The organism is Idiomarina loihiensis L2TR (assembly GCF_000008465.1).
GTDB lineage: Bacteria > Pseudomonadota > Gammaproteobacteria > Enterobacterales > Alteromonadaceae > Idiomarina > Idiomarina loihiensis.
Genome location: NC_006512.1, coordinates 707,619 through 730,564, shown reverse-complemented (window position 1 = coordinate 730,564; position 22,946 = coordinate 707,619). Strand labels below are relative to the sequence as shown.

Annotated in this window: 24 protein-coding genes and 4 tRNA genes; 18 read left to right on the top strand and 10 right to left on the bottom strand. The window is 46.6% G+C overall.

Translation table 11 applies throughout. From position 1 onward, the window contains the following. The first annotated feature begins 13 nt into the window (after positions 1–13). Positions 14–2,284, top strand: coding sequence for an ATP-dependent Clp protease ATP-binding subunit ClpA (gene clpA, locus IL_RS03430; protein WP_011233926.1), 2,271 nt, complete (start codon positions 14–16; stop codon positions 2,282–2,284). A gap of 69 nt (positions 2,285–2,353) precedes the next feature. On the opposite strand, the gene infA is transcribed toward clpA, so the two are convergent. The 5 genes from infA to ald all read right to left on the bottom strand — a co-directional run bounded on the left by infA (position 2,354) and on the right by ald (position 6,262). Further along, positions 2,354–2,572 carry a translation initiation factor IF-1 gene (infA, locus tag IL_RS03425; protein WP_008489926.1) on the bottom strand — a complete coding sequence of 73 codons (219 nt, stop codon included), beginning with the start codon at positions 2,570–2,572 and terminating at the stop codon, positions 2,354–2,356. Positions 2,573–2,581: 9 nt separating this feature from the next. After that, positions 2,582–3,310, bottom strand: coding sequence for an arginyltransferase (locus IL_RS03420; protein WP_011233925.1), 729 nt, complete (start codon positions 3,308–3,310; stop codon positions 2,582–2,584). Next, on the bottom strand, positions 3,310–4,020 hold the full coding sequence (gene aat / locus IL_RS03415; protein ID WP_011233924.1) for a leucyl/phenylalanyl-tRNA--protein transferase: 711 nt from the start codon (positions 4,018–4,020) through the stop codon (positions 3,310–3,312). The genes IL_RS03420 and aat overlap by 1 nt, the downstream gene beginning before the upstream one ends. A 9-nt stretch (positions 4,021–4,029) precedes the next feature. Further along, positions 4,030–4,989, bottom strand: a complete 960-nt coding sequence (gene trxB, locus IL_RS03410; RefSeq protein WP_011233923.1) for a thioredoxin-disulfide reductase — start codon at positions 4,987–4,989, stop codon at positions 4,030–4,032. A gap of 145 nt (positions 4,990–5,134) precedes the next feature. Beyond that, the gene (gene ald / locus IL_RS03405) at positions 5,135–6,262 is read right to left on the bottom strand and encodes an alanine dehydrogenase (RefSeq protein WP_011233922.1); all 1,128 of its coding nucleotides are present in this window, start codon (positions 6,260–6,262) and stop codon (positions 5,135–5,137) included. A gap of 138 nt (positions 6,263–6,400) precedes the next feature. On the opposite strand from ald, the gene lrp reads away from it, so the two are divergent. The 6 genes from lrp to serS all read left to right on the top strand — a co-directional run bounded on the left by lrp (position 6,401) and on the right by serS (position 13,029). Next, positions 6,401–6,895 carry a leucine-responsive transcriptional regulator Lrp gene (gene lrp, locus IL_RS03400; RefSeq protein WP_041291753.1) on the top strand — a complete coding sequence of 165 codons (495 nt, stop codon included), beginning with the start codon at positions 6,401–6,403 and terminating at the stop codon, positions 6,893–6,895. Positions 6,896–6,989: 94 nt separating this feature from the next. Next, on the top strand, positions 6,990–9,395 hold the full coding sequence (locus IL_RS03395; RefSeq protein ID WP_011233920.1) for a DNA translocase FtsK: 2,406 nt from the start codon (positions 6,990–6,992) through the stop codon (positions 9,393–9,395). A 3-nt stretch (positions 9,396–9,398) separates the two neighbouring features. Further along, positions 9,399–10,001: an outer membrane lipoprotein chaperone LolA gene (gene lolA, locus IL_RS03390; protein ID WP_011233919.1), complete on the top strand. Its 603-nt coding sequence runs from the start codon at positions 9,399–9,401 to the stop codon at positions 9,999–10,001. A gap of 5 nt (positions 10,002–10,006) precedes the next feature. After that, positions 10,007–11,347 (top strand): replication-associated recombination protein A, encoded by a 1,341-nt coding sequence (locus tag IL_RS03385; protein WP_011233918.1) that lies wholly within the window; start codon positions 10,007–10,009, stop codon positions 11,345–11,347. Next, positions 11,340–11,729: a fluoride efflux transporter CrcB gene (gene crcB, locus IL_RS03380; RefSeq protein WP_011233917.1), complete on the top strand. Its 390-nt coding sequence runs from the start codon at positions 11,340–11,342 to the stop codon at positions 11,727–11,729. Before IL_RS03385 ends, crcB begins: the two co-directional genes overlap by 8 nt. A 7-nt stretch (positions 11,730–11,736) precedes the next feature. Beyond that, positions 11,737–13,029, top strand: a complete 1,293-nt coding sequence (gene serS, locus IL_RS03375) for a serine--tRNA ligase (RefSeq protein WP_011233916.1) — start codon at positions 11,737–11,739, stop codon at positions 13,027–13,029. A gap of 1 nt (position 13,030) precedes the next feature. On the opposite strand, the gene IL_RS03370 is transcribed toward serS, so the two are convergent. The 5 genes from IL_RS03370 to IL_RS03350 all read right to left on the bottom strand — a co-directional run bounded on the left by IL_RS03370 (position 13,031) and on the right by IL_RS03350 (position 15,038). Continuing rightward, a complete protein-coding gene (locus tag IL_RS03370) occupies positions 13,031–13,360 on the bottom strand; it encodes a TusE/DsrC/DsvC family sulfur relay protein (RefSeq protein ID WP_011233915.1) in 330 nt (109 codons plus the stop codon). Positions 13,361–13,369: 9 nt separating this feature from the next. Continuing rightward, positions 13,370–13,639, bottom strand: a complete 270-nt coding sequence (locus tag IL_RS03365) for a hypothetical protein (protein ID WP_011233914.1) — start codon at positions 13,637–13,639, stop codon at positions 13,370–13,372. Continuing rightward, positions 13,636–13,959: a DsrE family protein gene (locus IL_RS03360; RefSeq protein ID WP_011233913.1), complete on the bottom strand. Its 324-nt coding sequence runs from the start codon at positions 13,957–13,959 to the stop codon at positions 13,636–13,638. The genes IL_RS03365 and IL_RS03360 overlap by 4 nt, the downstream gene beginning before the upstream one ends. Continuing rightward, positions 13,959–14,303: a sulfurtransferase complex subunit TusD gene (tusD, locus tag IL_RS03355; RefSeq protein WP_011233912.1), complete on the bottom strand. Its 345-nt coding sequence runs from the start codon at positions 14,301–14,303 to the stop codon at positions 13,959–13,961. Before tusD ends, IL_RS03360 begins: the two co-directional genes overlap by 1 nt. A 66-nt stretch (positions 14,304–14,369) precedes the next feature. After that, a complete protein-coding gene (locus IL_RS03350) occupies positions 14,370–15,038 on the bottom strand; it encodes a Bax inhibitor-1/YccA family protein (protein WP_011233911.1) in 669 nt (222 codons plus the stop codon). Positions 15,039–15,283: 245 nt separating this feature from the next. Here IL_RS03350 and IL_RS03345 point away from each other — a divergent pair. The 11 genes from IL_RS03345 to IL_RS03295 all read left to right on the top strand — a co-directional run bounded on the left by IL_RS03345 (position 15,284) and on the right by IL_RS03295 (position 22,930). Continuing rightward, a tRNA-Ser gene (locus IL_RS03345) sits at positions 15,284–15,375 on the top strand. A gap of 119 nt (positions 15,376–15,494) precedes the next feature. After that, positions 15,495–16,403: a DUF3667 domain-containing protein gene (locus tag IL_RS03340; protein WP_011233910.1), complete on the top strand. Its 909-nt coding sequence runs from the start codon at positions 15,495–15,497 to the stop codon at positions 16,401–16,403. Between the two features lie 29 nt (positions 16,404–16,432). Beyond that, positions 16,433–17,227: a thioesterase family protein gene (locus IL_RS03335; protein ID WP_011233909.1), complete on the top strand. Its 795-nt coding sequence runs from the start codon at positions 16,433–16,435 to the stop codon at positions 17,225–17,227. 7 nt (positions 17,228–17,234) lie between these two features. Continuing rightward, the gene (locus tag IL_RS03330; protein WP_011233908.1) at positions 17,235–17,828 is read left to right on the top strand and encodes a DNA-3-methyladenine glycosylase family protein; all 594 of its coding nucleotides are present in this window, start codon (positions 17,235–17,237) and stop codon (positions 17,826–17,828) included. Positions 17,829–18,036: 208 nt separating this feature from the next. Next, positions 18,037–18,687, top strand: coding sequence for a LuxR C-terminal-related transcriptional regulator (locus IL_RS03325; RefSeq protein WP_011233907.1), 651 nt, complete (start codon positions 18,037–18,039; stop codon positions 18,685–18,687). Further along, positions 18,684–20,522, top strand: a complete 1,839-nt coding sequence (uvrC, locus tag IL_RS03320; protein ID WP_011233906.1) for an excinuclease ABC subunit UvrC — start codon at positions 18,684–18,686, stop codon at positions 20,520–20,522. The genes IL_RS03325 and uvrC overlap by 4 nt, the downstream gene beginning before the upstream one ends. Before the next feature lie 23 nt (positions 20,523–20,545). Then, the gene (gene pgsA / locus IL_RS03315; RefSeq protein WP_011233905.1) at positions 20,546–21,094 is read left to right on the top strand and encodes a CDP-diacylglycerol--glycerol-3-phosphate 3-phosphatidyltransferase; all 549 of its coding nucleotides are present in this window, start codon (positions 20,546–20,548) and stop codon (positions 21,092–21,094) included. 96 nt (positions 21,095–21,190) lie between these two features. Then, a tRNA-Gly gene (locus tag IL_RS03310) sits at positions 21,191–21,266 on the top strand. 6 nt (positions 21,267–21,272) lie between these two features. Further along, a tRNA-Cys gene (locus IL_RS03305) sits at positions 21,273–21,346 on the top strand. 25 nt (positions 21,347–21,371) lie between these two features. Continuing rightward, positions 21,372–21,458 (top strand) — tRNA-Leu (locus IL_RS03300). Between the two features lie 161 nt (positions 21,459–21,619). Then, positions 21,620–22,930: a tyrosine-type recombinase/integrase gene (locus IL_RS03295; RefSeq protein ID WP_011233904.1), complete on the top strand. Its 1,311-nt coding sequence runs from the start codon at positions 21,620–21,622 to the stop codon at positions 22,928–22,930. The last annotated feature ends 16 nt before the right edge of the window (positions 22,931–22,946 follow it).

Below are 22,946 nucleotides of genomic sequence, written 5' to 3'. Positions count from 1 at the left end.
TAAGGAGTGGTCTATGTTGAATAAAGCCCTTGAATTAACGCTAAACGATGCGTTTCGGCTAGCGCGCGAACGTAATCATGAATTGATGACAGTTGAACACTTGCTAATTGCATTACTGGATAACCCAGATGCATCGGAAGCGCTTCGAGCTTGTGGGGCAAACTTTCAACAATTGAAAGAAGAACTATTAAGTTATATTGACCGCAGTACGCCGCTGTTTGGTCCGGAAGAAGAAAGTCCGGACACTCAACCTACGCTTGGTTTTCAGCGAGTTTTGCAGCGCGCGGTATTTCATGTTCAGTCATCCGGTAACGCTGAGGTAACGGGCGCCAATGTATTGGTTGCCATTTTCAGTGAACAGGAATCTCAAGCCGTCTATCTGCTAAGTAAAAACGATATTACCCGACTGGATATCGTTAATTTCATTTCTCATGGTATTTCTCGTATCGATGACGATGAGCCTATGGACGAAGAAATGGCGGAAGAAGAGGCCGTTAAGGGTGGTGAAGAGCAAGAGAGCTACTTGAAGCGCTTTTGTGCCAATCTTAATGTGCAGGCAAAGGAAGGCAAAATTGACCCTCTAATTGGCCGCGATTTTGAGCTGGAACGGTGTGCGCAAATTCTTTGCCGCCGTCGTAAGAATAATCCGTTGTTAGTTGGCGAAGCCGGTGTGGGTAAAACAGCTATTGCAGAAGGTCTGGCTTATCGCATTATTAAAGGTGAAGTGCCGGAGATACTTGCGGATGCCACCATTTATTCACTGGACATGGGCGATTTGCTGGCGGGCACTAAATATCGTGGCGACTTTGAAAAGCGCTTTAAAATGCTTTTAAAAGAACTGCAGGAAAAAGAGCACGCGATTCTGTTCATTGACGAAATTCATACCATTATTGGTGCCGGAGCTGCCAGCGGTGGCGTTTTAGATGCATCTAACTTGATTAAGCCGTTGCTTTCAAGTGGGCAGCTTAAGTGCATTGGCTCCACTACGTACAATGAATTCAAAAATGTTTTTGAAAAAGACCGAGCGCTGGTTCGCCGCTTCCAGAAAGTGGATGTGGTGGAGCCTTCAGTAGAAGACACCACTAAAATTCTAATGGGCTTAAAAGAGCGTTACGAAAGCCATCATGGTATTCGTTACACGCAGCCGGCGATTAAAGCGGCAGCGGAGCTCTCTGCTAAATACATTAATGAGCGTCATTTGCCTGATAAAGCCATTGATGTAATGGATGAAGCCGGTGCTTCCCAGCGTTTATTGCCGCCGTCCAAACGCCGTAAAACGGTCGGGGTGTCGGATATTGAAACCATTATCGCCAAAATAGCCCGTATTCCGGAACAGTCAGTTTCCCGGTCCGACCAGGACTTACTGAAGCAGCTGGATCGTAACCTGAAAATGGTGGTGTTTGGTCAGGATGAAGCTATTGATAAGCTCACTGGTGCTATACGGTTGTCGCGTTCGGGTCTTGCCAACGATAACCAGCCAATAGGTTCGTTTATTTTTGCCGGACCAACGGGTGTTGGTAAAACCGAGGTAACACAGCAACTGGCGAAAGCTATGGGCATTGAGCTGGTGCGCTTTGATATGTCGGAATACATGGAACGCCATGCGGTCAGTCGTCTAATTGGTGCGCCTCCGGGTTATGTAGGGTACGAGCAGGGCGGTTTATTGACCGACGCTGTAATCAAGCAACCGCATTGTGTGTTGCTTCTGGATGAGCTGGAAAAAGCCCACAGCGATGTATTTAACATTCTGTTGCAGGTAATGGATAACGGCACTTTAACGGACAATAACGGCCGTAAAGCTGACTTCCGTAACGTAATTATTGTTATGACAACCAATGCGGGCGTTCGTGAAACTGTGCGTAAGTCTATTGGCTTTAAACAGCAGGATCACAGCTTCGATGCGCTGGCGGAAATTAATAATATTTTCACTCCGGAGTTTCGTAATCGCCTGGACGGTATTGTGTGGTTTAACCATCTGACACCGGAAGTACTGGAACAGGTTGTCGATAAATTCATTTGTGAACTGCAGGCTCAGTTAGATAAAAAAGGTGTGTCGCTTGAGGTTGACCCTTCTGCTCATGCCTGGATTGCTGAAAAAGGCTACGACAAGGAAATGGGCGCCCGTCCAATGAGTCGGGTTATTCAGGAACACCTGAAGAAAACCTTAGCCAACGAAATTCTGTTCGGGAAACTGGCCAGTGGCGGCAGCGTGAAAGTGACTGCTGATGGCAAGGACGGACTGCAATTCGATTACGACAGCAAGAACGAGACCGTCGAAGGTTAATAAGCCTTCGGCAGAAATGAAAAAACCGGCTCATTAAATGAAGCCGGTTTTTTTAATCCTCAGTGCGGATTAACGTGCGCGGAAGACGATGCGGCCTTTGGTCAGGTCGTAAGGAGTTAACTGCACAGTCACGGTATCGCCGGTCAGGATGCGGATATAGTGCTTACGCATTTTTCCTGAGATATGGGCAGTAACTACGTGACCATTTTCCAATTCTACTCGGAACATAGTGTTAGGAAGGGTGTCTAGAACCGTTCCCTGCATCTCAATACTGTCTTCTTTCGCCATTAAAATCCTCTAATCTTTGTTTTGAGCTTTAAGTGTGTGCGATTTTAGCTCTTTTTTCCAATGATTGCCAACCAGTCGTTCATATGGGGCAAATCGAGTTTTATAATTCATCTTTTTACAGTCATCAATTTGGTAACCCAAATAGAGTCTGGCAACTTCTCGTTCCTGAGCCAATCGAATCATTTCTAATACAGCGAAGGTACCAGGCGAACGCTTTTCCTCATCGGGATGAAAAAAGGTATAGACCGCGGACATTGCGTCAACAGTGCGATCAACTACCGAAACTATCATTAACTCATTGCTGGCATTGCGCCACTCTAATAATTCGGGAGTTAACCAGTCGCAATCTATCCACTTCCAGAATTTGTCCGGGTCGGGTGGGTACATTTCCCCATCCGCGTGTCGTTGTTCAATAAACTGCGAAAACAATTGACTGTATTCAGCTTCCGGCTGCTGTTTAATCTGCAGCGTTAAGTCGTCATTCTTTTTTAGAATTCGTTTTTGGTTTTTACTAAAGCGAAACTCTGGCACGACCACACGGAGCGACTGACAAGCACTGCAGAGCCGGCAGTGCGGACGGTAAACGTCATTATGGCTGCGCCGGAAGCCGTATTGCATGAGTTGTTGATACGCGTCTGCATTAAGGTTTTCAAGATCATTAGGCAGGGCAACAACAAGTCGCTCTTCCTGGTCGGTTAAATAGTGACACTGGCTCTCTTTCGTCACGCCAAATTGCACTAGAGTTCTCCAGGTAGAGGAAGCTCACGAGCTTGCCAAAAAGTATCTGGCATCTTTTTTTGTTGCGCAATATTGAGCTTCATTAAAAAACGTTCCCGATGCAGGTTAACAGCACCTAATGAAAATAAATGCGGATTACCCACCTGACAATCAATTAGCTGGCCGCCATGCTTTTTAAAATATTGAGCGAAACGTAACAAGGCTATTTTTGACGCGTCGGTTTTGTAGTGAAACATACTTTCCCCGCAAAAAGCACGGCCTACTGAAATGCCATACAAACCGCCTGCAAGTTCATTGTCGAACCAAATTTCGACCGAATGGGCGTAACCTAACTGATGAAGCTTGCAATAAGCTTCAATCATCTCTTCCGTTATCCAGGTACCTTCTTTGTCGGCGCGTTCGTCTGCGCAGGCACGAACAACTTCAGCAAAGTTACAATTAATGCTCATTTGCCAGTTTGGCTTACGATTGGTTTTAGCTAAAGAGCGGCTGGTATGGATTTGGTCGGGGAAAAATACAGCTCTGGGGTTAGGGGACCACCACAGAATTGGGTCACTTTCTGAGAACCAGGGAAATATTCCCTGCTGATAGGCGTGTATCAGCCGGCCCGGCGATAAATCTCCACCGACAGCGAGTAGCCCATTGGGCTCATGCAAAGCGGTCGCTGCGGGTGGAAAACTGATTGATGCCGGATCAAGCTGAACAATCACGTTAAAAGATTAAGACTTAGTCAGTGCGTCTAAGTAACGCTCGGCATCTAACGCGGCCATACAGCCAGTACCGGCAGAGGTAATTGCCTGACGGTAAATATGATCCATTACGTCACCGGCTGCAAAAACGCCCGGTACACTGGTTGCAGTCGCATTGCCCTGAAGCCCGCTCTGCACCTGAATGTAACCGTCCTGCATTTCCAGTTCACCGTCAAAAATACCGGTATTAGGCTGGTGGCCGATGGCAATAAAGCAGCCCGCAACTTCCAGCTCTTCGGTACTACCGTCTTGCGTATCTTTAATACGCACGCCAGTAACACCAGCATCGTCACCCAGCACTTCATCTAAGGTTTTGTTCAGATGGAAAGTGACATTACCGTTCTGCTCTTTTTCATGCAGACGGTCGACCAGAATTTTCTCCGCCCGGAAAGTGTCACGACGGTGGATAACATGCACTTCGCTGGCAATGTTTGAAAGGTACAACGCTTCTTCAACCGCAGTATTACCGCCGCCGACAACGCAGACCTTTTGCTTTTTGTAGAAAAAGCCGTCACATGTTGCGCAAGCTGAAACGCCTTTACCCATAAAGGCTTCTTCTGAGTCTAAGCCTAAGTATTTAGCTGAGGCGCCAGTGCTGATAATGACTGAGTCTGCGGTGTACTCACCAACGTCACCTTTTAACTGAAAAGGGCGCTTGGAAAAGTCGACGCTGCTAATATGGTCGAACACAATTTCGGTATCAAAGCGCTCAGCGTGCTTTTGCATGCGGACCATAAGGTCGGGTCCGGTTAACCCTTCGGCGTCGCCCGGCCAGTTCTCAACGTCGGTTGTGGTGGTTAACTGACCACCTTGTTGCATACCCGTTACCATAACCGGGTTTAAATTAGCACGTGCAGCATAGACTGCAGCTGTATAGCCAGCAGGACCTGATCCCAGAATAAGTAACTTGCAGTGTTTGGCTTCAGCCATTAGAAAAACTCCATTAATGCGTTTTTGATTGTTCGTTCTTTAGCTATGGGGGTTGATTGTAGGGTTTACAAGCTTAGCGAACAAGAACTGCCAATAAAAAAGCCCGCAAACTTTTGTTCACGGGCTTATTCAGAACAACCGGCTATTACGCCTGAAGCGCTTCGCGAGGGTCCTGGTAATCCAGACCTAACTGCTGACCAAGATCATCGTGAATGGCTTTGTAGGTAATTTTACCTTTATGCATGTTCAGGCCGCGTAACAGGTGCTCGTTTTCGAGCATGGCTTGCACGCCTTTGTTTGCCAGCGCAATACCATAAGGCAAGGTTGCATTGTTCAGTGCAATAGTAGAGGTACGTGCAACACCGCCCGGCATGTTTGCCACACAGTAGTGAACAACGTCGTCAATAATGTAAACAGGGTCCTGATGTGTGGTTGCTTTTGATGTTTCAAAGCAGCCGCCCTGATCAATTGCAACGTCTACTAGTACTGAGCCCGGCTTCATATTGCTGATGTTTTCACGAGTCAGCAGTTTCGGTGCAGCGGCGCCCGGAATAAGAACCGCACCCACCACTAAGTCAGCTTCACGAGAGTATTTATCGATAGCATCAACGGTTGAGTAAACAGTTTGTACACGGCCGGCAAAAATATCGTCCAGTTCACGTAAGCGAGGCAGAGAACGATCTAAAATAGTGACTTCAGCACCCAGGCCAATAGCCATTTTCGCAGCGTTAGTACCAACAACACCGCCGCCAATGATAAGTACTTTACCCGGTGCTACGCCAGGAACACCACCTAATAAGGTGCCGCTGCCACCATGGGCCTTTTCTAAATAGTGAGCGCCTGCCTGAATTGACATACGCCCGGCAACTTCACTCATAGGAGCTAAAAGAGGCAAACCGTTACGAGTATCAGTGACCGTTTCGTAAGCAATAGCAGTACAACCCGCTTTACCCAGTAACTCAGTTTGAGTTGGGTCTGGTGCTAAATGAAGGAAAGTATAAAGAATTTGGCCTTCGCGAAGCATTTTGCATTCGTTTGGCTGAGGCTCTTTTACTTTAACAATCATGTCGGCGCGCTGAAAAATCTCTTCTGGTGTATCAATAATAGTTGCACCGGCTTCCATATATTGCTCGTTTGTGAAGCCTATTGCTGCACCACCGTTATTTTCAATGATGACGTCATGGCCGTTTTCCACATATTCACGCACGGCTGCTGGAGTTAAGCCGATACGGTATTCGTGGTTTTTAATCTCTTTTGGTACACCAATTAACATTATCTGCCTCTTACAATTTCGTGTTTAAGGGGGAATTGTTTGGCGCAAATTATAGACGCAAATAACAGTGCATGACTTACTTTTTTTAAGTTATTTTTTGGTGTGATATACTAATTTTAATTACTTATTTAGAGATTTATTATGTTTAACGCCGAACAACCAGCAGAAGTCACTATTGATAAAACCGACAGGAAGATCCTGCGGCTTTTGCAGGATGATGGACGCATGTCGAATGTTGAACTGGCAAGGCGTGTAGGGCTTAGCCAGACTGCTTGCCTGGAGCGTGTGCGTAAGCTTGAGCGGGAACAAGTAATTGAAAGTTATCATGCCCGGATTAATCCTGCTAAGTTAGGTGCAAACCTGATGGTTTTCGTTGAAATTACCTTAACCCGAACCTCAGCCGACGCTTTTGCCGAATTTAGCGAGGCTGCACGTAAAACGGATGAAATTCTTGAATGCCATTTGGTGGCGGGTGACTTCGACTTCCTGATAAAAGCACGGGTGCCGGATATGCGTGCTTACCGCAAATTATTGGGTGAAACCCTGTTAATGATGCCGGGGGTTGATGAATCAAGAACCTATGTGGTTATGGAAGAGGTCAAACAAGAAAATAAAGTATTAGTAAAGGGGTAACATTGGGGCTGATATTCGCTACAATCATGCGGATAAAATTTATCTCGATATTTTATCGTAACAAGAATACCAACGAAGGCGCTGCAATAAGATAATGACAGGTGTACAAAGAGTTTTAGAAGCAGGGTTGCTAATAAGTGGTGCGCTGGCCATTTTCATTTTTTTGTCATTGGTGAGCTTTAATCCCGCTGATCCCAGCTGGTCACAGACCGGTTATGAAGGAAGCATACATAATGCCGGCGGTGCCGTAGGTGCCTGGATGGCAGATGTACTCTTGTTTGCTTTTGGCTTCGTTGCCTACCTTATTCCTTTCGGCTTTGTTGGCCTTGGCTACCTACTATTTCGCAAAACTTACCATTTATTAGAAATGGATTACCTTGCGGTCAGTTTGCGTATGATAGGCGCTATGCTCGCGCTTATTGGTGCATCTGCACTGTCCTCTATTAATTTCGACGATATTTACTACTTTTCTGCTGGCGGTGTTATTGGCGATGTTATTGCGGCGTCTTTGCTTCCTTATCTGAATTTTGTTGGTACAACCTTACTCTTGTTAACCTTCTTTTTTACTGGCATCACTCTGGTCAGCGGTATTAGCTGGTTGCAGGTTGCTGACAAACTCGGTGAGTGGGTTATTGACGGGGCTTTGTGGCTAACCGAAAAAATTAAAATTCTTTGGCAAAGTCGCGGAAGCTCAGAAACGGAAGATAAAGAAGACGACTCAGAAGCTTATGATGACAACGAGCGTGAGCAAACGCTTGAAGAAAAGAAATCCACAACGCTCAGTAGCGACTTATTCGGGACTGACAAACAAGAACCTGTTTTGAGCCTGCCTTCAATGAGCTCTGTTGATGAAGATGATGACGTAGACAGCGATGCGCCTAAATTTAGCAAGCAAGCGGCTGCGAAAAAAGACACACCTAATAAACCAGCTGTGGCGCCTTCTTCAGACACCTCTGCGGAAGACGAACCGCAATCAGCGGCTGATTCAGGCGAGGGCGAGTTACTTCCGCCGTTGCCGTCAATAGAGCTTCTGGATAGACCGAATAAAAAAGAGCACCCGGTAACTCAGGAAGAACTGGATCAGGTATCACGCACGGTCGAGACAGTGCTGAAAGATTTTGGGGTGGATGTTCGGGTGGCGCACGTTGAACCCGGTCCGGTCATTACCCGTTTTGAGCTCGACTTAGCACCGGGCGTTAAAGTCTCCAGAATTTCGAATTTGGCAAAAGATATTGCCCGTACCTTGTCTGCTGTTGCTGTACGTGTGGTAGAGGTTATTCCGGGTAAGTCATATGTTGGTCTGGAACTGCCTAATAAACACCGCGAAATTGTGCAGCTAAGCGAAGTGATTAATAGCGACCAGTTCACCCATAGCGGCTCGCCGTTAACGATGATTCTGGGCAAAAACATTGCGGGCACTCCAGTCGTTGTCGACTTAGGAAAAATGCCGCATTTGCTGGTGGCGGGTACCACCGGCTCCGGTAAATCTGTTGGTGTTAACGTTATGATTCTGAGCCTGCTTTACAAGAGCACGCCGGAAGACGTTCGCCTTATTATGATAGACCCTAAAATGCTTGAGCTGTCGGTTTATGAGGGCATTCCGCACTTGTTGACCGAGGTTGTTACTGACATGAAAGATGCCGCCAATGCACTGCGTTGGTGTGTGGGAGAAATGGAACGTCGTTACAAACTCATGTCATCTTTAGGGGTACGTAATTTAAAAGGCTACAACGCGAAAGTGAAGGCGGCTAAAGACGCTGGTGAACCACTGCGAGACCCTATCTGGAAGCCCGGCGACTCTATGGATGAGTTACCGCCGTTGCTGGAAAAATTACCAAACATTGTCGTGGTGATAGACGAATTTGCCGACATGATGATGATTGTCGGTAAAAAAGTCGAAGAGCTAATAGCTCGTATCGCTCAGAAAGCCCGTGCTGCCGGTATTCACTTAATTTTGGCAACTCAACGCCCATCGGTGGATGTTATCACCGGTTTAATTAAAGCGAATATTCCAACCCGAATTGCGTTTCAGGTATCATCAAAAATAGATTCGAGAACCATTCTGGATCAGCCGGGTGCCGACCAATTGTTAGGGCAGGGCGATATGCTCTATTTACCACCGGGTAGCGGTTCTCCGGTGCGTGTACATGGTGCTTTTGTCGATGACCATGAAGTTCATGCGGTGGTTAAAGACTGGAAAAAACGTGGTCGACCTAACTATCTGGAAGAAATTTTATCGGGCGATCAGGGCGAGGAAGCGCTGCTTCCGGGGGAACAGCAGGAATCTGACGATGCTGAATCTGATCCTCTATACGACGAGGCTGTTGCTTTTGTTACTGAGACTCAACGGGTCTCAGTATCCAGTGTACAGCGCAAATTCCGTATCGGTTATAACCGCGCCGCCCGTATCGTCGAACAAATGCAGGTGAGTGGTGTCGTAACCAGTGCAGGCAATAACGGCCAGCGCGAAGTGCTGGCTCCACGAGCTCCAAGGGATTAATTCATGAAAGCAGTTGTATTTGCCATGGTCATGGCCGTTTCGTTTAATGTGTTTGCCTCAGGCGACGAGTCAGACAAGCAGGCTCTGCAAAGTTTACTGAAACAAACTCAAAGCTTATCGGCAGAGTTTGAACAGCAAGTAAAAGATGAACAGGGCGAAGTGCTACAAACATTAAGCGGTACGTTAAAGCTAAAACGACCCGCTAATTTGTATTGGCATACGAAAGAGCCGGACGAAAGCGTGATGGTCGCTAACGGCAAAAAGGTCTGGTACTACAATCCTTTTGTTGAACAAGTAACCATTTATGCACAGCAGGACATGGTTGACGACAGCCCTTTACTGCTGGTGTTGAACAGCAACGGTAATCAGTGGCAGAACTATAATGTCAGCTTTCGCGATAACCGCTACTTTGTTGAGCATCAAACGAATGGCAGTAAGCTGGAGTTAAGATTTACTGATGAAAAACTCACAGAGATAACTATGGTTCAGGCTCAGGGCGAGCGGACTGAACTGATGCTGAATAATGTGGCGTTAAATGAAACCATCAGCGACGAACAATTTGTTTTTGATGTGCCCGCTGATGTCGACGTCGACGATCAAAGTTAATTGTTGTGGCAGGTCTGGACTTAGATTTTCAACCCGATTTCAAACCTCTTGCGGCGCGAATGCGCCCGCGTACGGTTGACGAGTATGTAGGTCAGCAACATCTTCTTGCTCCCGGTAAACCTTTGCGGGTAGCGGTCGAGCAGGGGCATCTGCATTCAATGATTTTATGGGGGCCTCCGGGTACCGGTAAAACCACCTTAGCTGAACTCATTGCGACTCAGGCAAATGCTACGGTCAGCCGCATTAGTGCGGTAACCTCCGGTGTTAAAGACATTCGAAAAGCCATTGAAGAAGCGAAGTTGCTGGCTCAGCAGCAGGGACGCCGCACCATTTTGTTTGTGGACGAAGTGCACCGTTTCAACAAAAGCCAGCAAGACGCTTTTTTGCCCCACATTGAAGACGGCACTATTGTCTTTATTGGCGCGACCACCGAAAACCCCGGCTTTGAGCTTAACAACGCACTGCTGTCGCGGGCGCGGGTTTACCGGTTACAAACACTGTCCAAAACGGATCTTGAACAGGCTCTGGAAAGCGCGTTAACGGACGCGGAACGAGGCCTTGGTCAACGTCAATTGCAACTGGAAGGTGAAGCCAGGGCAAAGCTTCTGGACTTAGCTGGTGGGGATGCACGTCGCTTATTAAACTATCTGGAAGTGGTTGCTGATTTTGTTGAGAGCAGCAGCCAGCCAATTACGCCCGAGTTGATCACTGCGGCTATTGGTGAAAAAGCCACGGCTTTTGATCATCAGGGTGACCATTACTACGATGTTTTATCCGCTTTTCATAAGTCTGTCAGAGGCTCGTCTCCAGACGGAGCCTTGTATTGGTACGCGCGCTTATTGACCGGTGGTGGGGACGCTTTGGTTATTGCCCGCCGGCTATTGGCTATCGCCTCTGAAGATATAGGTAATGCTGACCCCAGGGCATTACAGTTGGCATTAAACGCCTGGGATACGTACCACAGAGTTGGCCCCGCCGAAGGTGAACGAGCCATTGCTCAGGCGGTTATTTATTGCGCCTGTGCGGCGAAAAGTAATGCCGTTTATAATGCCTTTAAAAGCGCACTAAGAACCGCAAAAGAACACAGCGATGCGCCGGTGCCTGAACATTTGCGTAACGCACCAACCAAGGTGCACAAAGCTCAGGGATATGGTGCTGACTACCAGTACGCACATAATTATCCTAACGCTTACGTTCCGGGTGAACGTTACTTACCGTCGGAAATCGCCGATACCCAGTTCTACGCCCCTGAGCCGCGTGGTTTAGAAATAAAGTTGCAGGAAAAGCTCCGTTGGCTGCAAGATATGGATTCAAAGTCAGACTGGCACAGGGAACCTGATGAATAACCTTCTTCTTCATTTCTTTTGCGTTGCAGTGGGGGGCGCAATAGGTGCATCGGCACGTTTTGCTATGGTTCTTGCTATGCAATCATTTGGGGTTCGGGCATTCCCTTTTGCCACGTTGACCGTTAACATAATAGGTTCATTTTTCTTAGGGTTGTTGCTGGCTTACGCAGAGCAACAACCTGTTTCTGAAACAACTCGTTTATTTTTAGGCGTTGGTTTACTGGGGGCTTTTACAACCTTCTCGACATTCTCTGTCGAAGTTGTGGCCTTAGCCAGTCAGGGTGAGCTGCTTAAAGCCGCTCTGCACATTGCCTTTAATGTAATTATTTGTATTGCTGCAGTTTTCGCGGCAATGATGTTGTACTCAACAACGGTTAAATAGGACACTCATGCTAGACGCAAAATACTTCCGAGAGGAATTAGACCAGACCGCAAAAAAGCTAGCAACGCGAGGCTTTGACTTAGACGTTGCCAAATTACAAAAGCTGGAAGAGCAGCGCAAAGAGGTGCAGGTGCGCACCGAGCAGTTGCAGGCAGAGCGTAACAGCCGCTCGAAAGCCATTGGTAAGGCAAAAGCTTCAGGTGAAGACATACAACCTTTGTTAGATGCGGTAAGCGATTTAGGCGAGCAACTGGATAACGCTAAAGAAGAGCTAAAAGTTATCCAGCAAGAACTTAACGATATTATTATGGGTGTTCCGAACTTGCCGGCAGACGAAGTCCCGGAAGGTGCGGATGAAGATGAAAATCAGGAGGTCCTGACTTGGGGCAAGCCTAAGTCGTTCGACTTTGAAGTGAAAGATCATGTCGATTTAGGCGAAGCATTAGCCAAAGGTATGGACTTTGAAACGGCCGCGAAGCTCACTGGAGCACGCTTTGTGGTTATGCGTGGTGGTATCGCCCGCATGCATCGCGCTCTGACTCAGTTTATGCTGGATTTACATACTGACGAGCATGGGTATCTTGAAACCTATGTGCCTTATATGGTGAACCAGGACTCATTATACGGAACCGGTCAGTTACCTAAGTTCGGTAAGGATTTATTCCATATTGAAGGCGAGTCTCAGGATCAAATTCCTATGTCGTTGATTCCAACGGCTGAAGTGCCGTTAACAAACTTATACCGTGATGAAATTGCTGACGAAGAAGAGCTACCGCTTAAGTTTACCGCGCATACGCCGTGTTTCCGCAGTGAAGCCGGTTCTCACGGTCGCGACACTCGTGGGCTTATTCGTCAGCATCAGTTTGATAAAGTGGAACTGGTCTGGTTGGTTAAACCTGAACAGTCGATGGATGCGCTGGAGCAATTAACAGGCCACGCCGAAACTGTGCTGCAAAAGCTTGAGCTGCCGTATCGAAAAGTACTGCTGTGTACTGGGGATATGGGCTTTGGGGCAGCTAAAACCTACGACCTGGAAGTTTGGTTGCCGGCGCAGGAAGCGTACCGTGAAATCAGCTCTTGCTCGAACATGCAGGACTTTCAGGCGCGCCGTATGCAGGCTCGTTTCCGTCGTAAAGGCGCGAAGAAACCTGAACTTATGCACACATTAAACGGCTCTGGTCTGGCTGTTGGCCGTGCGCTGGTAGCCGTGCTGGAAAACTACCAACAGGAAGACGGCTCAATTGTTGTGCCTGAGGTATTACGTCCTTACATGGGCGGTGTAGAAGTGCTTAAGGCTTAAATTAAATACATTTAGCCGGTTTAGGCAGGCCCGCAATTCGTGTGGCCTGCTTTGCCGGGCCTTTAGGGAACAGCTTATACAAATAACGACTGTTGCCTTTATCCTCGCCTAACTGCTTTTTCATGGCTTTAACCAGTACGCGCATTGCCGGACTGGTATCAAATTCACGGTAAAAATCCTGCACAAAAGTCACGACTTCCCAGTGTGCCGGGGTCATGTCGATATTTTCTAACTCTGCAAAGTGAAGGGCCAGCTCCTCGCTCCAGTCGTCTAAGTTTGCAAGGTAGTTGTGTTTGTCGGTTTCGTATTCTTTACCGTTAAATTCAATCATGCCGTGATATTACCAGGTTATTTGTTGTTGGAAGCTAAGCACCAGCTCAACCCACTGCTCGTCCGATTTTAACATGACGTAGTCAGGCAGTGCAGTATCCAAAGCGTTAGCTTCCTGTTTGCGCGCATAAACCGGTAATTCAACAGGTGACTCAGGTGGCAGTTCGTTGAGTGCTACGCCCGACATAAGCAAGGCATCAGTGTCACTCAGCAGGTGGCCATGTTGTTCCAGCCAAGGCACTAAAGACGAATTTCTTAACCAGTGTAAAGTAGAGGTCATGAGAATTGTAATACCTCGTCAAATTGGCTTAGGTGACGCTTTAATTGTTCTGGCGAGACGATAACCGTATCAATGTTTGCGGGCAGGGCGCTTGTATCGGTTAACTCTTCTGAACTTATTACAACAGGCTCAGCATCCAGTAATTCCAGCATGGCATAACGCTTAGAAGGTTGGTTCAGTAGAGACTTAACGGCTTCACCGGACAATATTAATTGCACCGGATAATCAAAGCTGGCCAATGCTAAAGCAATATCGAGTGCTTCGGTCGCCGAGTCGCTAGCGGCACTGCATTGTAAAATAGCAATTTTTTTCATGGTCATTAAAACTGTAAGGTCCGGTCGCTGTTAGCCATGGCAGTTGCCAGAGCGGTTAAACCTGAGGCTTCAAAACCGGGATGGAATTTCTCCATTCCTTTGCGTTCAGCTACGGTATGGCAGACCACCAGGGGGACTTGGTGGTGCTGGCTAAACTCTTCCCATTGCGTAATCAAGTCTTCATTTTCTGCTGGAGTGGGAAATTCCGCGTGATTTACCGACTCCCGATAAAAAAACACACAGGCTATGGTGTGGCCGGTGTTGATAGCCGCTTTTGCAAATGCCAGAGCGTCTAAAGAACGAGCTCGTTCTTTAACAGAACGTTGAAGAATGAGAGTAAGTTTAGCCATAAACTGTCCGTTTATACAAAAACGCCCCGCATGGCGGGGCGTTTGTTATTATTTTAGCAGGAGAGATTAATCATCGCCGCTAAACGCCATTAGCAATTGTAGCAAGCTAAGGAACAAGTTATAAATCGAAACATACAAAGTGACTGTTGCAAGGATGTAATTACGCTCGCCACCGTTAATAATGTCGCTGGTCTGCCACATAATCAGCATTGCCATCAATGGAATCATGATAGCAGATATTGCAAGCTGTAATGCTGGCAGTTGGAAGAACAGGTTAGCCAGCATCGCCACAAAAACCATGATAATACCGGCAGTAACCAGACCACCCAGTTTAGACATGTCTTTCTTCGTGGTTAACACATAAGCCGAAGTTGCAAAGAAGGTCAGAGCTGTACCGCCTAACGCAGTAGCAACCATCTCGCCACCACCAGGCATTGATAATGCCATGTTAAGGATAGGGCCAAGGGTGTAACCTAAAAAGCCTGTTAGAGCGAAGGTTAGTACAATGCCCATGCCGCTATCTTTGGTTTTGTGAATACCAAAAAGTAAGCCAAAGTAAGCAACTAAAGTGATAATGAAACCCGGATAGGGCAAGTTCATCATCGTGCTGATAGTAGCAACAATAGCACTAAAGGCTAATGTCATTGCCAATAAAGTGTAGGTGTTGCGTAATACCTTATTAACGGCCAGCGTCGATTCGTTCTGACCGACATAAGTCTGACTGCGATTGTTCATAGATTTCTCCGTGTTGAACTTACTGTCTGTTAAGACTGTTTTTTATTTAAAAAGTTTCCTCGATACTACAGCATTAATGGGGGCGTTGGGTAGAGCAGAAGGTAGTAATTTCTGGCGAATTTTGGTCGGTTTGTTTAATAAACGCCCAAACGAACACTTTGTTCAAATTTTTACTTTACAAGCGTAACTTAGGTCTTTAATATTCGCCTCGTTCTCAACAACGCAGTTGCAGAGAACAAAAATACGGAGAGGTGGCAGAGCTCGGTTTAATGCACCTGACTTGAAATCAGGCGTGGGTTCATACCCACCGGGGGTTCGAATCCCTCCCTCTCCGCCAAATTCAGAAAAAAGCCCCGCTCATTTGAGTGGGGCTTTTTTTGTTCCCGCAGCTTTTTGTTCCAGCCGATAGCGCAACTTTAAACCTCCTGTTATATTAAGCAAAAATGGAATTTTGCCATGGAATCGACCGTCAGTAATTGTAAGAACTGTAATACACCTCTTACCGGTGAATACTGCCATCAATGCGGCCAACAGGATAAACAAAGCATACGCAGCGTTTTTGCCGTTGTCGGCGATCTTTTTGGTGAGTTAGGGCACTGGGACTCCAGATTCTACCGTACTCTCAGAGGACTCTTTCTAAAACCTGGTTTTCTATCATCTGAGTTTATGAAAGGACGTCATGCCTCTTATGTACCTCCGCTCAGGCTCTATTTCTTTATCTCGTTGATATCTTTTATGGTGCTGACATCACAGATAACCTTTAATGATTCACAGTCAAAGAGCGAGGCCCGACAGTCTGAAACAGAAATATCTGAAAGTGACTCTAACGAAAGTACCGTACGGCGCGGATTTGAGTTGGAGTTTGGTGATATCCCCTGGTTGAATGAAGAGCAAACGCGGATGCTTGAACAGAAACTTCAGCATTTAAAGCAAAACCCCCAGCTGTTTACGCAAAAACTGATTTCAATGACACCACAGATGATGCTTTTGATGCTGCCTTTTTGGGCACTGTATTTAAAAGTCCTTTATTTATTCAGTAACCGTTACTACTTAGAGCACTTAACTGTAGCTTTGCATACACATGCTTTTTTACTGCTTTCCCTGATGTTGTTGTCGACATTAGGCTATATAACTAACCCGCTGATTGATAACTTTGGCTGGACCTGGTTAACCTTACCATCAGACTGGTTAGGTTATATTCTTATTGGATGGATGTTCACTTATCTGCTATTGACGCAAAAGAGCTTCTATCAGCAAAGCTGGACATTAACTGTATTCAAATTTTTAGCCTGTGTTTTTGGTTATTTTCTTTTATTAAGCGCTTCTTTTGTATTAATGGTGATAATTGGTATTCTTAAAGCTTAAATCAAACAGTCGTTTAAATAGGGAATAGTATGAACTTCCACACAGCTGTAGAACAAATCGTTGCGGATAAGAACAATCAAGTCATTGAACTACCTTCCGGCTGGGCTCAGGGACGCGCGTTTTTCGGCGGATTCAGCGGAGCATTGGCTGCTCAGTTTTTGTTGAAACAATTTCCGATTGAATATCATCTTCGTTCCATGAGTATCTCTTTTGTCGCGCCTGCTGAACCGGGTGAGGCTGAGTTAAATTACCGAATTTTGCGCGAGGGAAAATCGGTTATTCAGGTTGCTGTCGAACTGCAGCAGCAAGGGCAGATTATGTTGTCTTGTCTGGCGAGCCTGGGCAAAGGCCGAAGTTCAACGGTTACAGTGGTAAGTGAAACGCCACCCGATCTTAAAACCATCAACGACGGACCAGGTTTACCTGAAGCGGATATTGTCCCAGAGTTTGCGAAAAACTTCGATTACCGTATTACGTCAGGTGGTATGCCATTTAGCGGACAACCGGGAAGAACTTTTGGTGGCTGGATACGTTTTCGTGAAGAACAACAGCCGCTGACAACGGCAACTATACTGGCTTTAGTTGACGCCTGGCCACCGGCAGTCTTGCCTCATCTGGACAGCCCTGCGCCGGCCTCGTCTTTAACCTGGACTATTGAGTTTCCCGATATTCCTCTACAAAGTTTCAGTAGCCACGACTGGTTTCAGTACGAAGCTTTTATTGAGCATGCTGAAAATGGTTATGGGCACAGCCGCGCGGGTCTGTGGAGTGAGAAGGGCGAGTTATTAGCTATAAGTCGACAGACTTTTACGGTATTTGCGTAATAATTGTATGAAAACGACACCAGCAATCGTCAGACAACACCTTATCGATACTCAGCCGGGTATCGACTTGTTGCTGCTTCAGTTGCCCGAGCGAGGCTTATTGGCGGCATCTGAAACACCCGTTATCGAGGCACTGCCACGAATTATTATTCGTCAAATGCTGTCTTTAAAAGCCTCCGCAACCATTATTGAAAGAGCAGAGCAAAAGGCAAAAGCATTAGGAGTAGGTCGCATTGCTTATATTCCTGCGGAGGAATTAACAGGGTGCGGTGTCAGTCGTTCCAAAGCTGCAGCTATTAACAGCGTTGCTCACTGTCATCAAACTCAGCCTGAGAGAATAGATGCCTGGTCGCAGATGAATTCAGCTGACCTGATTAAGGATGTGACTCAGCTTAAAGGTATTGGTCCCTGGACGGCGTCTATTTTAGCTATGTTTCATTTTGCCCATGAAGATCTTTTTCCCATTCAGGATAGCTCGCTGCGTAAAGCCATGAGCCTGCTGAAAGACCAGGATATTTTGATCATCCCCGAACGGGCTCAGCCTTACCGCAGTTATTTAGCCTGCTATTTGTGGGACATGCTGGATCAGGCACGTCTGTAGCCCAGTATAAAAATTCACATTGAAGCTAGTCTTCAAATGTTATTTTCACACCTTTGAATTGGCTTTTTCAGAGTTTTTGTAAAGTTCTGTAAAAGCCGCTTGTTATTGTCTTTAAAAGCTCAGAATATTCTATCCGAATTCGGGCAGGGTGGTACGGATTTAACCTAATCAGGAAGACTAACAAGGTATACAAATAAGGAATGTGAAAATGAACCGTATTATTTTAGCGATCCCCAGCCCCATTATTAGCGCCGGCATGGCCTCTGTTCTGCAGCAACACTTCAGTGATCAAATATTGACCGTAACCGGTATTGCCGATTTACGCCGAGCTTGCTACGAGTATGAAGACGCAGTAGTTGTTTTATGCAGCCGACTTGGTGGTGCTGCAACAGTGGAACACTGGCGTCGTTTGAAGCGCCGTCACTGCGATCTAAAGCTTATTGTCTGGGGTAGCAGCCAACAAGATATACTTGATTTTCAGTGCGGTATTAGCGTTGTCGACGGATACTTACTGGACTCGTGCGACAGTGCTGACTTAGTTCAGGCAATTCGTTCGTTGAAACAGGGCAATGTTTTTGTCGCAGCGCCGGTTGCCGCTTATCTTGCACAGAATCCGCGTTCGCAACAGCAAAAAACAATGGTTGATATGCTGAGTGAACGCGAGCTTCAGGTCGCACAAATGCTCAGTCGGGGCATTCGGGTACGAGAAATATCCCGGCATTTATGCATTAGCAGTAAAACAATAAATACCTTCCGTTATCGGATTTTCTCTAAACTCGGTATCGATGGTGATGTACAATTGTCTCATCTTGCAATTCAGTCAGGTCTTGTTGACCTAATTCAGTTTGAAGGTAGATGACAGAAGGTAATCAACAAAAGCAGTTTGACAGCGACAGCTTTCTTCGTCACCTGACTCATCAGCCCGGCGTTTACCGGATGTACGATGAGTCGGGTGACGTGATTTATGTCGGAAAAGCAAAGGATCTAAGAAAACGTGTGTCCAGTTACTTTCGTGAGAAGGTCGACCGGATGAAAACACAGGTGTTGGTTAAACAAATTGCGTCCATGGACGTTACCGTTACCAACACCGAAGCTGAAGCGTTAATATTAGAGAACTCTTTTATCAAAAAATATCGGCCACGCTACAATGTCTTGTTGCGTGACGATAAATCGTATCCTTATATTATTTTAACCTCCCACCAGCACCCTAAGCTTGGTTTTCACCGGGGCGCCCGGCGCGCGAAAGGTGACTATTTTGGTCCCTTTCCTAATGGCTCGGCTGTACGTGAAAGCCTAAACCTGCTGCAGAAACTGTTTCCAATTCGACAGTGCGATGACTCTTATTATCGTGCGCGCACCAGGCCTTGTTTGCAGTATCAGTTAAAACGTTGCCTCGCGCCCTGCGTTAATGTTTGCACTGACGACGAATACAATGAACAGGTGGCGCTGGCAAAACAGTTCCTGCAGGGCAAGAATCAGCAGGTTATTGACGAGCTGATGAATAAAATGGAGCAGGCGAGTACAGATCTCGATTTTGAACGAGCCGCTAGATTTCGTGACCAGATAGCTGCGCTACGAAAAACTCAGGAACGTAACTCGGTTACCGGAAGCCAACAAGAACTGGATGTTATTGGTTTAGCACGTGGTAACGGAATGACGACAGTGCAAATGTTGTTTATCCGGGATAATCATTTGCAAGGCAGTCGCAGCTATTTTCCTAAAGTGCCGACAGATACCCCTGACGATGAAGTACTCAGGGCTTTTCTTCTGCAGTTTTATTTGTCAGATACGGCTGGACGGAAAATTCCACGAGAAGTCGTGCTTCCCGTCGATGTACAGCCTGACAATGTTTTAGCGGAAGTGATGAGTGATGCGCTGTCGCAGCCGGTTAAATTGCAAAGCTCGGTACGTGGAGATAAGCGTCAGTACCAGTCACTGGCTCAAAAGAATGCGGTTAATGCGCTAGAGAGTCGGTTGAATCAGCAAAGTACGATGAACCGCCGGACTCAGGCATTACAGCAGGTGCTGGAATTTGGTGTACCCATTCAGCGCATGGAATGTTTTGATATTAGCCACACTATGGGTCAACAAACGGTGGCTTCCTGTGTTGTGTTTGATCAAAACGGGCCTAAAAAGTCAGACTACCGCCGCTATAATATTACCGGCATAACGCCGGGCGATGATTACGCTGCCATGTCTAAAGCCCTGGCTAAGCGGTACGACAATGCGAAAGAGCAGGGCAACATACCGGATATTCTGTTTATCGACGGTGGTAAAGGACAGTTAGCTCAGGCGGAGAACTACTTTAATGACTGGGGAAAAGAAGCGCCGGTATTAATTGGCGTGGCGAAAGGCGAGTCGCGCAAACCGGGTCTGGAAACTTTGATCATGGCCGGTAGCCATGAAACCATTCCGCTGAGTAAAGACGCCAGTGCGCTGCATTTGATTCAGCACATACGTGATGAGTCACATCGTTTTGCAATAACCGGTCACCGCCAGAAGCGGGCTAAAGTTAAGAAAACCTCGACGTTAGAACAGATTGACGGGGTAGGAGCGAAGCGCAGACAGGCCATTTTGAAAAATCTAGGTGGATTACAAGAGGTAAAAAACGCTAGTATTGATAAATTAGCCAGCGTACCTGGCATTAGCCGATCATTGGCAGAGAAAATCTATTACTCATTTCGTGATGAGTAAAAACAATAAGGAATCAGCGGATAATGAAGTGGAATATCCCTAATATTTTGACCAGCTTCCGGATAGTACTTATTCCGGTATTTCTGGTGGTTTTCTATTTACCAATGGAAGATGCGCGTTTCTGGGCTGCTTTTATCTTTTGGTTAGCGGCAATCACAGATGCTCTGGATGGCTATATTGCCCGTCGCTTTAACCAGTTTACTAAGTTTGGCGAGTTTCTTGACCCGGTAGCTGATAAAGCGATGGTGGTTGCTGCGCTGGTTGTCATTGTTGAAGATTATAATTCTGCCTTTATTACCATTCCGGCGCTGACGATGATTTGTCGTGAGCTTATAGTAAGTGCACTACGGGAATGGATGGCGCAAAGCGGCCACAGAGCAAAAGTTGCTGTTTCGAACTTAGGTAAATGGAAAACTGTGGCACAGATGCTGGCCTTAATTGGACTACTTTGGAATGCGAACGTCTATATTTATTGGTTATCGATGTTCTTGTTCTATTCGGCTTTCGTTTTGACTGTGTGGTCCATGTGGGAATATTTACGCGGCGCCAAGAGTGAATTGACCAGAAATTAACTGCTTTGCCGTAAATTTGTGCAAACAGTCATTAAAATGATAAAAAGTCATTGACTGAAAACGATTAAACAGTAGAATGCCACGGCAGATGACGGTGCGGGAATAGCTCAGCTGGTAGAGCACAACCTTGCCAAGGTTGGGGTCGCGAGTTCGAATCTCGTTTCCCGCTCCAAATTCTGGCGGGTTGGCAGAATGGCTATGCAGCGGATTGCAAATCCGTGGATCTCGGTTCGACTCCGGGACCCGCCTCCATTATTCGAGAACACTTCTATGTAGTGCCCGGGTGGTGGAATTGGTAGACACAAGGGATTTAAAATCCCTCGAAGGTAACTTCGTGCCGGTTCAAGTCCGGCCCCGGGCACCAATTCCGATTATTTCAAAGTCTATTAAATGCCGCGAGCCATTGATTTTACTGGCTTTCAAGGCAAACCCTGATTCCTTCTGTCTACATTAAATCGTTGCAAATCGATACTAAGTGGTGCTACTTTTGGTGCTATCTCAATTCGGTTATACGGATGTAGCACCATGTCTGATGACAAGCTAATCATAGCAACGCATAAGCACGTAGAACACCTTAAACCCTCAGACCGTGATGAATGGTACCGGGTAGCCGGTGGCACCGGTTTACGGCTTCTTGTAAGGAAGCAGGGCGGTAAATATTGGCGTTTGAAATATCGCTTCAATAAGAAGCAAAAAACGCTGGCGCTTGGTGTATTCCCCAATGTAACTCTCAAGCAAGCAAAAGATGCGACTATCAAAGCCAAGGCAATGTTGGCTGATGGTGTCGATCCTGGTGATACAAAATCAACAAATACGAATGATAATAGTTTACGTTTTTATGCCGCTAAATGGCTTGAGTACCAATCCCAGGCAACGGCCCGAGTTTGGTCTGAAGATCATAAGGCGAGGGTATGGAAGCGTCTTGAAAATGGCATCCTTAAAAAATTAGGTGATAAGTTGATCACTGACGTCCGTAAAGAAGATGTCAGGCGCTTAATTGAGAATGTTGAGGCGAAGGGTCACCATGAGACTGCCAAACGCATAGCGGACGATACACAGCGTTTATTTGAATACGTCGTCGATCAATATTCACTGGAAGACGATGTCGACATTCGTTTGCTGCGCCCAGTCAAAGTAATTTCCAAACCGGTTGTCCACCGTGAAGCTCTGGATATCAAGAACCTGCCATTTTTCATGCAGGATCTAGCTAACTATACGCAGACGGGCAGGGAATTGACGGCTCTGGCTATTGAGTTACTGATTCTAACGTTTGTGCGTTCAGGGGAGCTTAGAGGCGCTCGTTGGGAGGAGTTTGATCTTGATAACAAGGTTTGGTCGATTCCTGCAGAGCGTATGAAGATGAAGCGGCCACATGAGGTGCCGTTATCAGCGAAAGCTCTTGATGTCATTAAACGCATCAAACGCATTACCGGCCACTATGAGTTGCTATTTCCGTCTGAAACTAAGCCCGATGAGCCTATGTCAGACAATACGATGCGGCAGGCCATGTTCAAAATGGGCTACTTTCCTAAGGCGAAAGATACGAAAGACGGTAAGATCGCTAAAACCTACCTCAAGTATCAGGATAATGCACATTACCCGGATGGTCGTTTAAAAGAGAAGGCTGTACCACATGGTTTTAGAACTATGGCTTCATCAACGCTGCATGAGAGTGACCAAAAGTTCAGGTCTGATGCTATAGAGCGTCAATTAGCACACGTTGAGCAGAACAAAGTGAAGGACGCTTATTCACACAAGGCGGAGTACTGGGATGAACGGGTTGAGATGATGGAGTGGTGGGGGGATTTCGTAAATGAACAAAGGGAAACGGAATGAACGTTGGGAAAAGTCA

Coding starts and splice junctions, on each gene's coding strand:
- IL_RS03370 (WP_011233915.1), bottom strand. CDS start 13,360: ATGATTGAATTTAACGGTAAAGAATACGAAACCGACAAACACAACTAC.
- trxB (WP_011233923.1), bottom strand. CDS start 4,989: ATGGCTGAAGCCAAACACTGCAAGTTACTTATTCTGGGATCAGGTCCT.
- tusD (WP_011233912.1), bottom strand. CDS start 14,303: ATGGCTAAACTTACTCTCATTCTTCAACGTTCTGTTAAAGAACGAGCT.
- IL_RS03360 (WP_011233913.1), bottom strand. CDS start 13,959: ATGACCATGAAAAAAATTGCTATTTTACAATGCAGTGCCGCTAGCGAC.
- clpA (WP_011233926.1), top strand. CDS start 14: ATGTTGAATAAAGCCCTTGAATTAACGCTAAACGATGCGTTTCGGCTA.
- ald (WP_011233922.1), bottom strand. CDS start 6,262: ATGTTAATTGGTGTACCAAAAGAGATTAAAAACCACGAATACCGTATC.
- IL_RS03335 (WP_011233909.1), top strand. CDS start 16,433: ATGAACTTCCACACAGCTGTAGAACAAATCGTTGCGGATAAGAACAAT.
- pgsA (WP_011233905.1), top strand. CDS start 20,546: ATGAAGTGGAATATCCCTAATATTTTGACCAGCTTCCGGATAGTACTT.
- crcB (WP_011233917.1), top strand. CDS start 11,340: ATGAATAACCTTCTTCTTCATTTCTTTTGCGTTGCAGTGGGGGGCGCA.
- IL_RS03330 (WP_011233908.1), top strand. CDS start 17,235: ATGAAAACGACACCAGCAATCGTCAGACAACACCTTATCGATACTCAG.
- IL_RS03395 (WP_011233920.1), top strand. CDS start 6,990: ATGACAGGTGTACAAAGAGTTTTAGAAGCAGGGTTGCTAATAAGTGGT.
- lolA (WP_011233919.1), top strand. CDS start 9,399: ATGAAAGCAGTTGTATTTGCCATGGTCATGGCCGTTTCGTTTAATGTG.
- infA (WP_008489926.1), bottom strand. CDS start 2,572: ATGGCGAAAGAAGACAGTATTGAGATGCAGGGAACGGTTCTAGACACC.
- IL_RS03340 (WP_011233910.1), top strand. CDS start 15,495: ATGGAATCGACCGTCAGTAATTGTAAGAACTGTAATACACCTCTTACC.
- IL_RS03350 (WP_011233911.1), bottom strand. CDS start 15,038: ATGAACAATCGCAGTCAGACTTATGTCGGTCAGAACGAATCGACGCTG.
- IL_RS03365 (WP_011233914.1), bottom strand. CDS start 13,639: ATGACCTCTACTTTACACTGGTTAAGAAATTCGTCTTTAGTGCCTTGG.
- serS (WP_011233916.1), top strand. CDS start 11,737: ATGCTAGACGCAAAATACTTCCGAGAGGAATTAGACCAGACCGCAAAA.
- IL_RS03325 (WP_011233907.1), top strand. CDS start 18,037: ATGAACCGTATTATTTTAGCGATCCCCAGCCCCATTATTAGCGCCGGC.
- uvrC (WP_011233906.1), top strand. CDS start 18,684: ATGACAGAAGGTAATCAACAAAAGCAGTTTGACAGCGACAGCTTTCTT.
- IL_RS03295 (WP_011233904.1), top strand. CDS start 21,620: ATGTCTGATGACAAGCTAATCATAGCAACGCATAAGCACGTAGAACAC.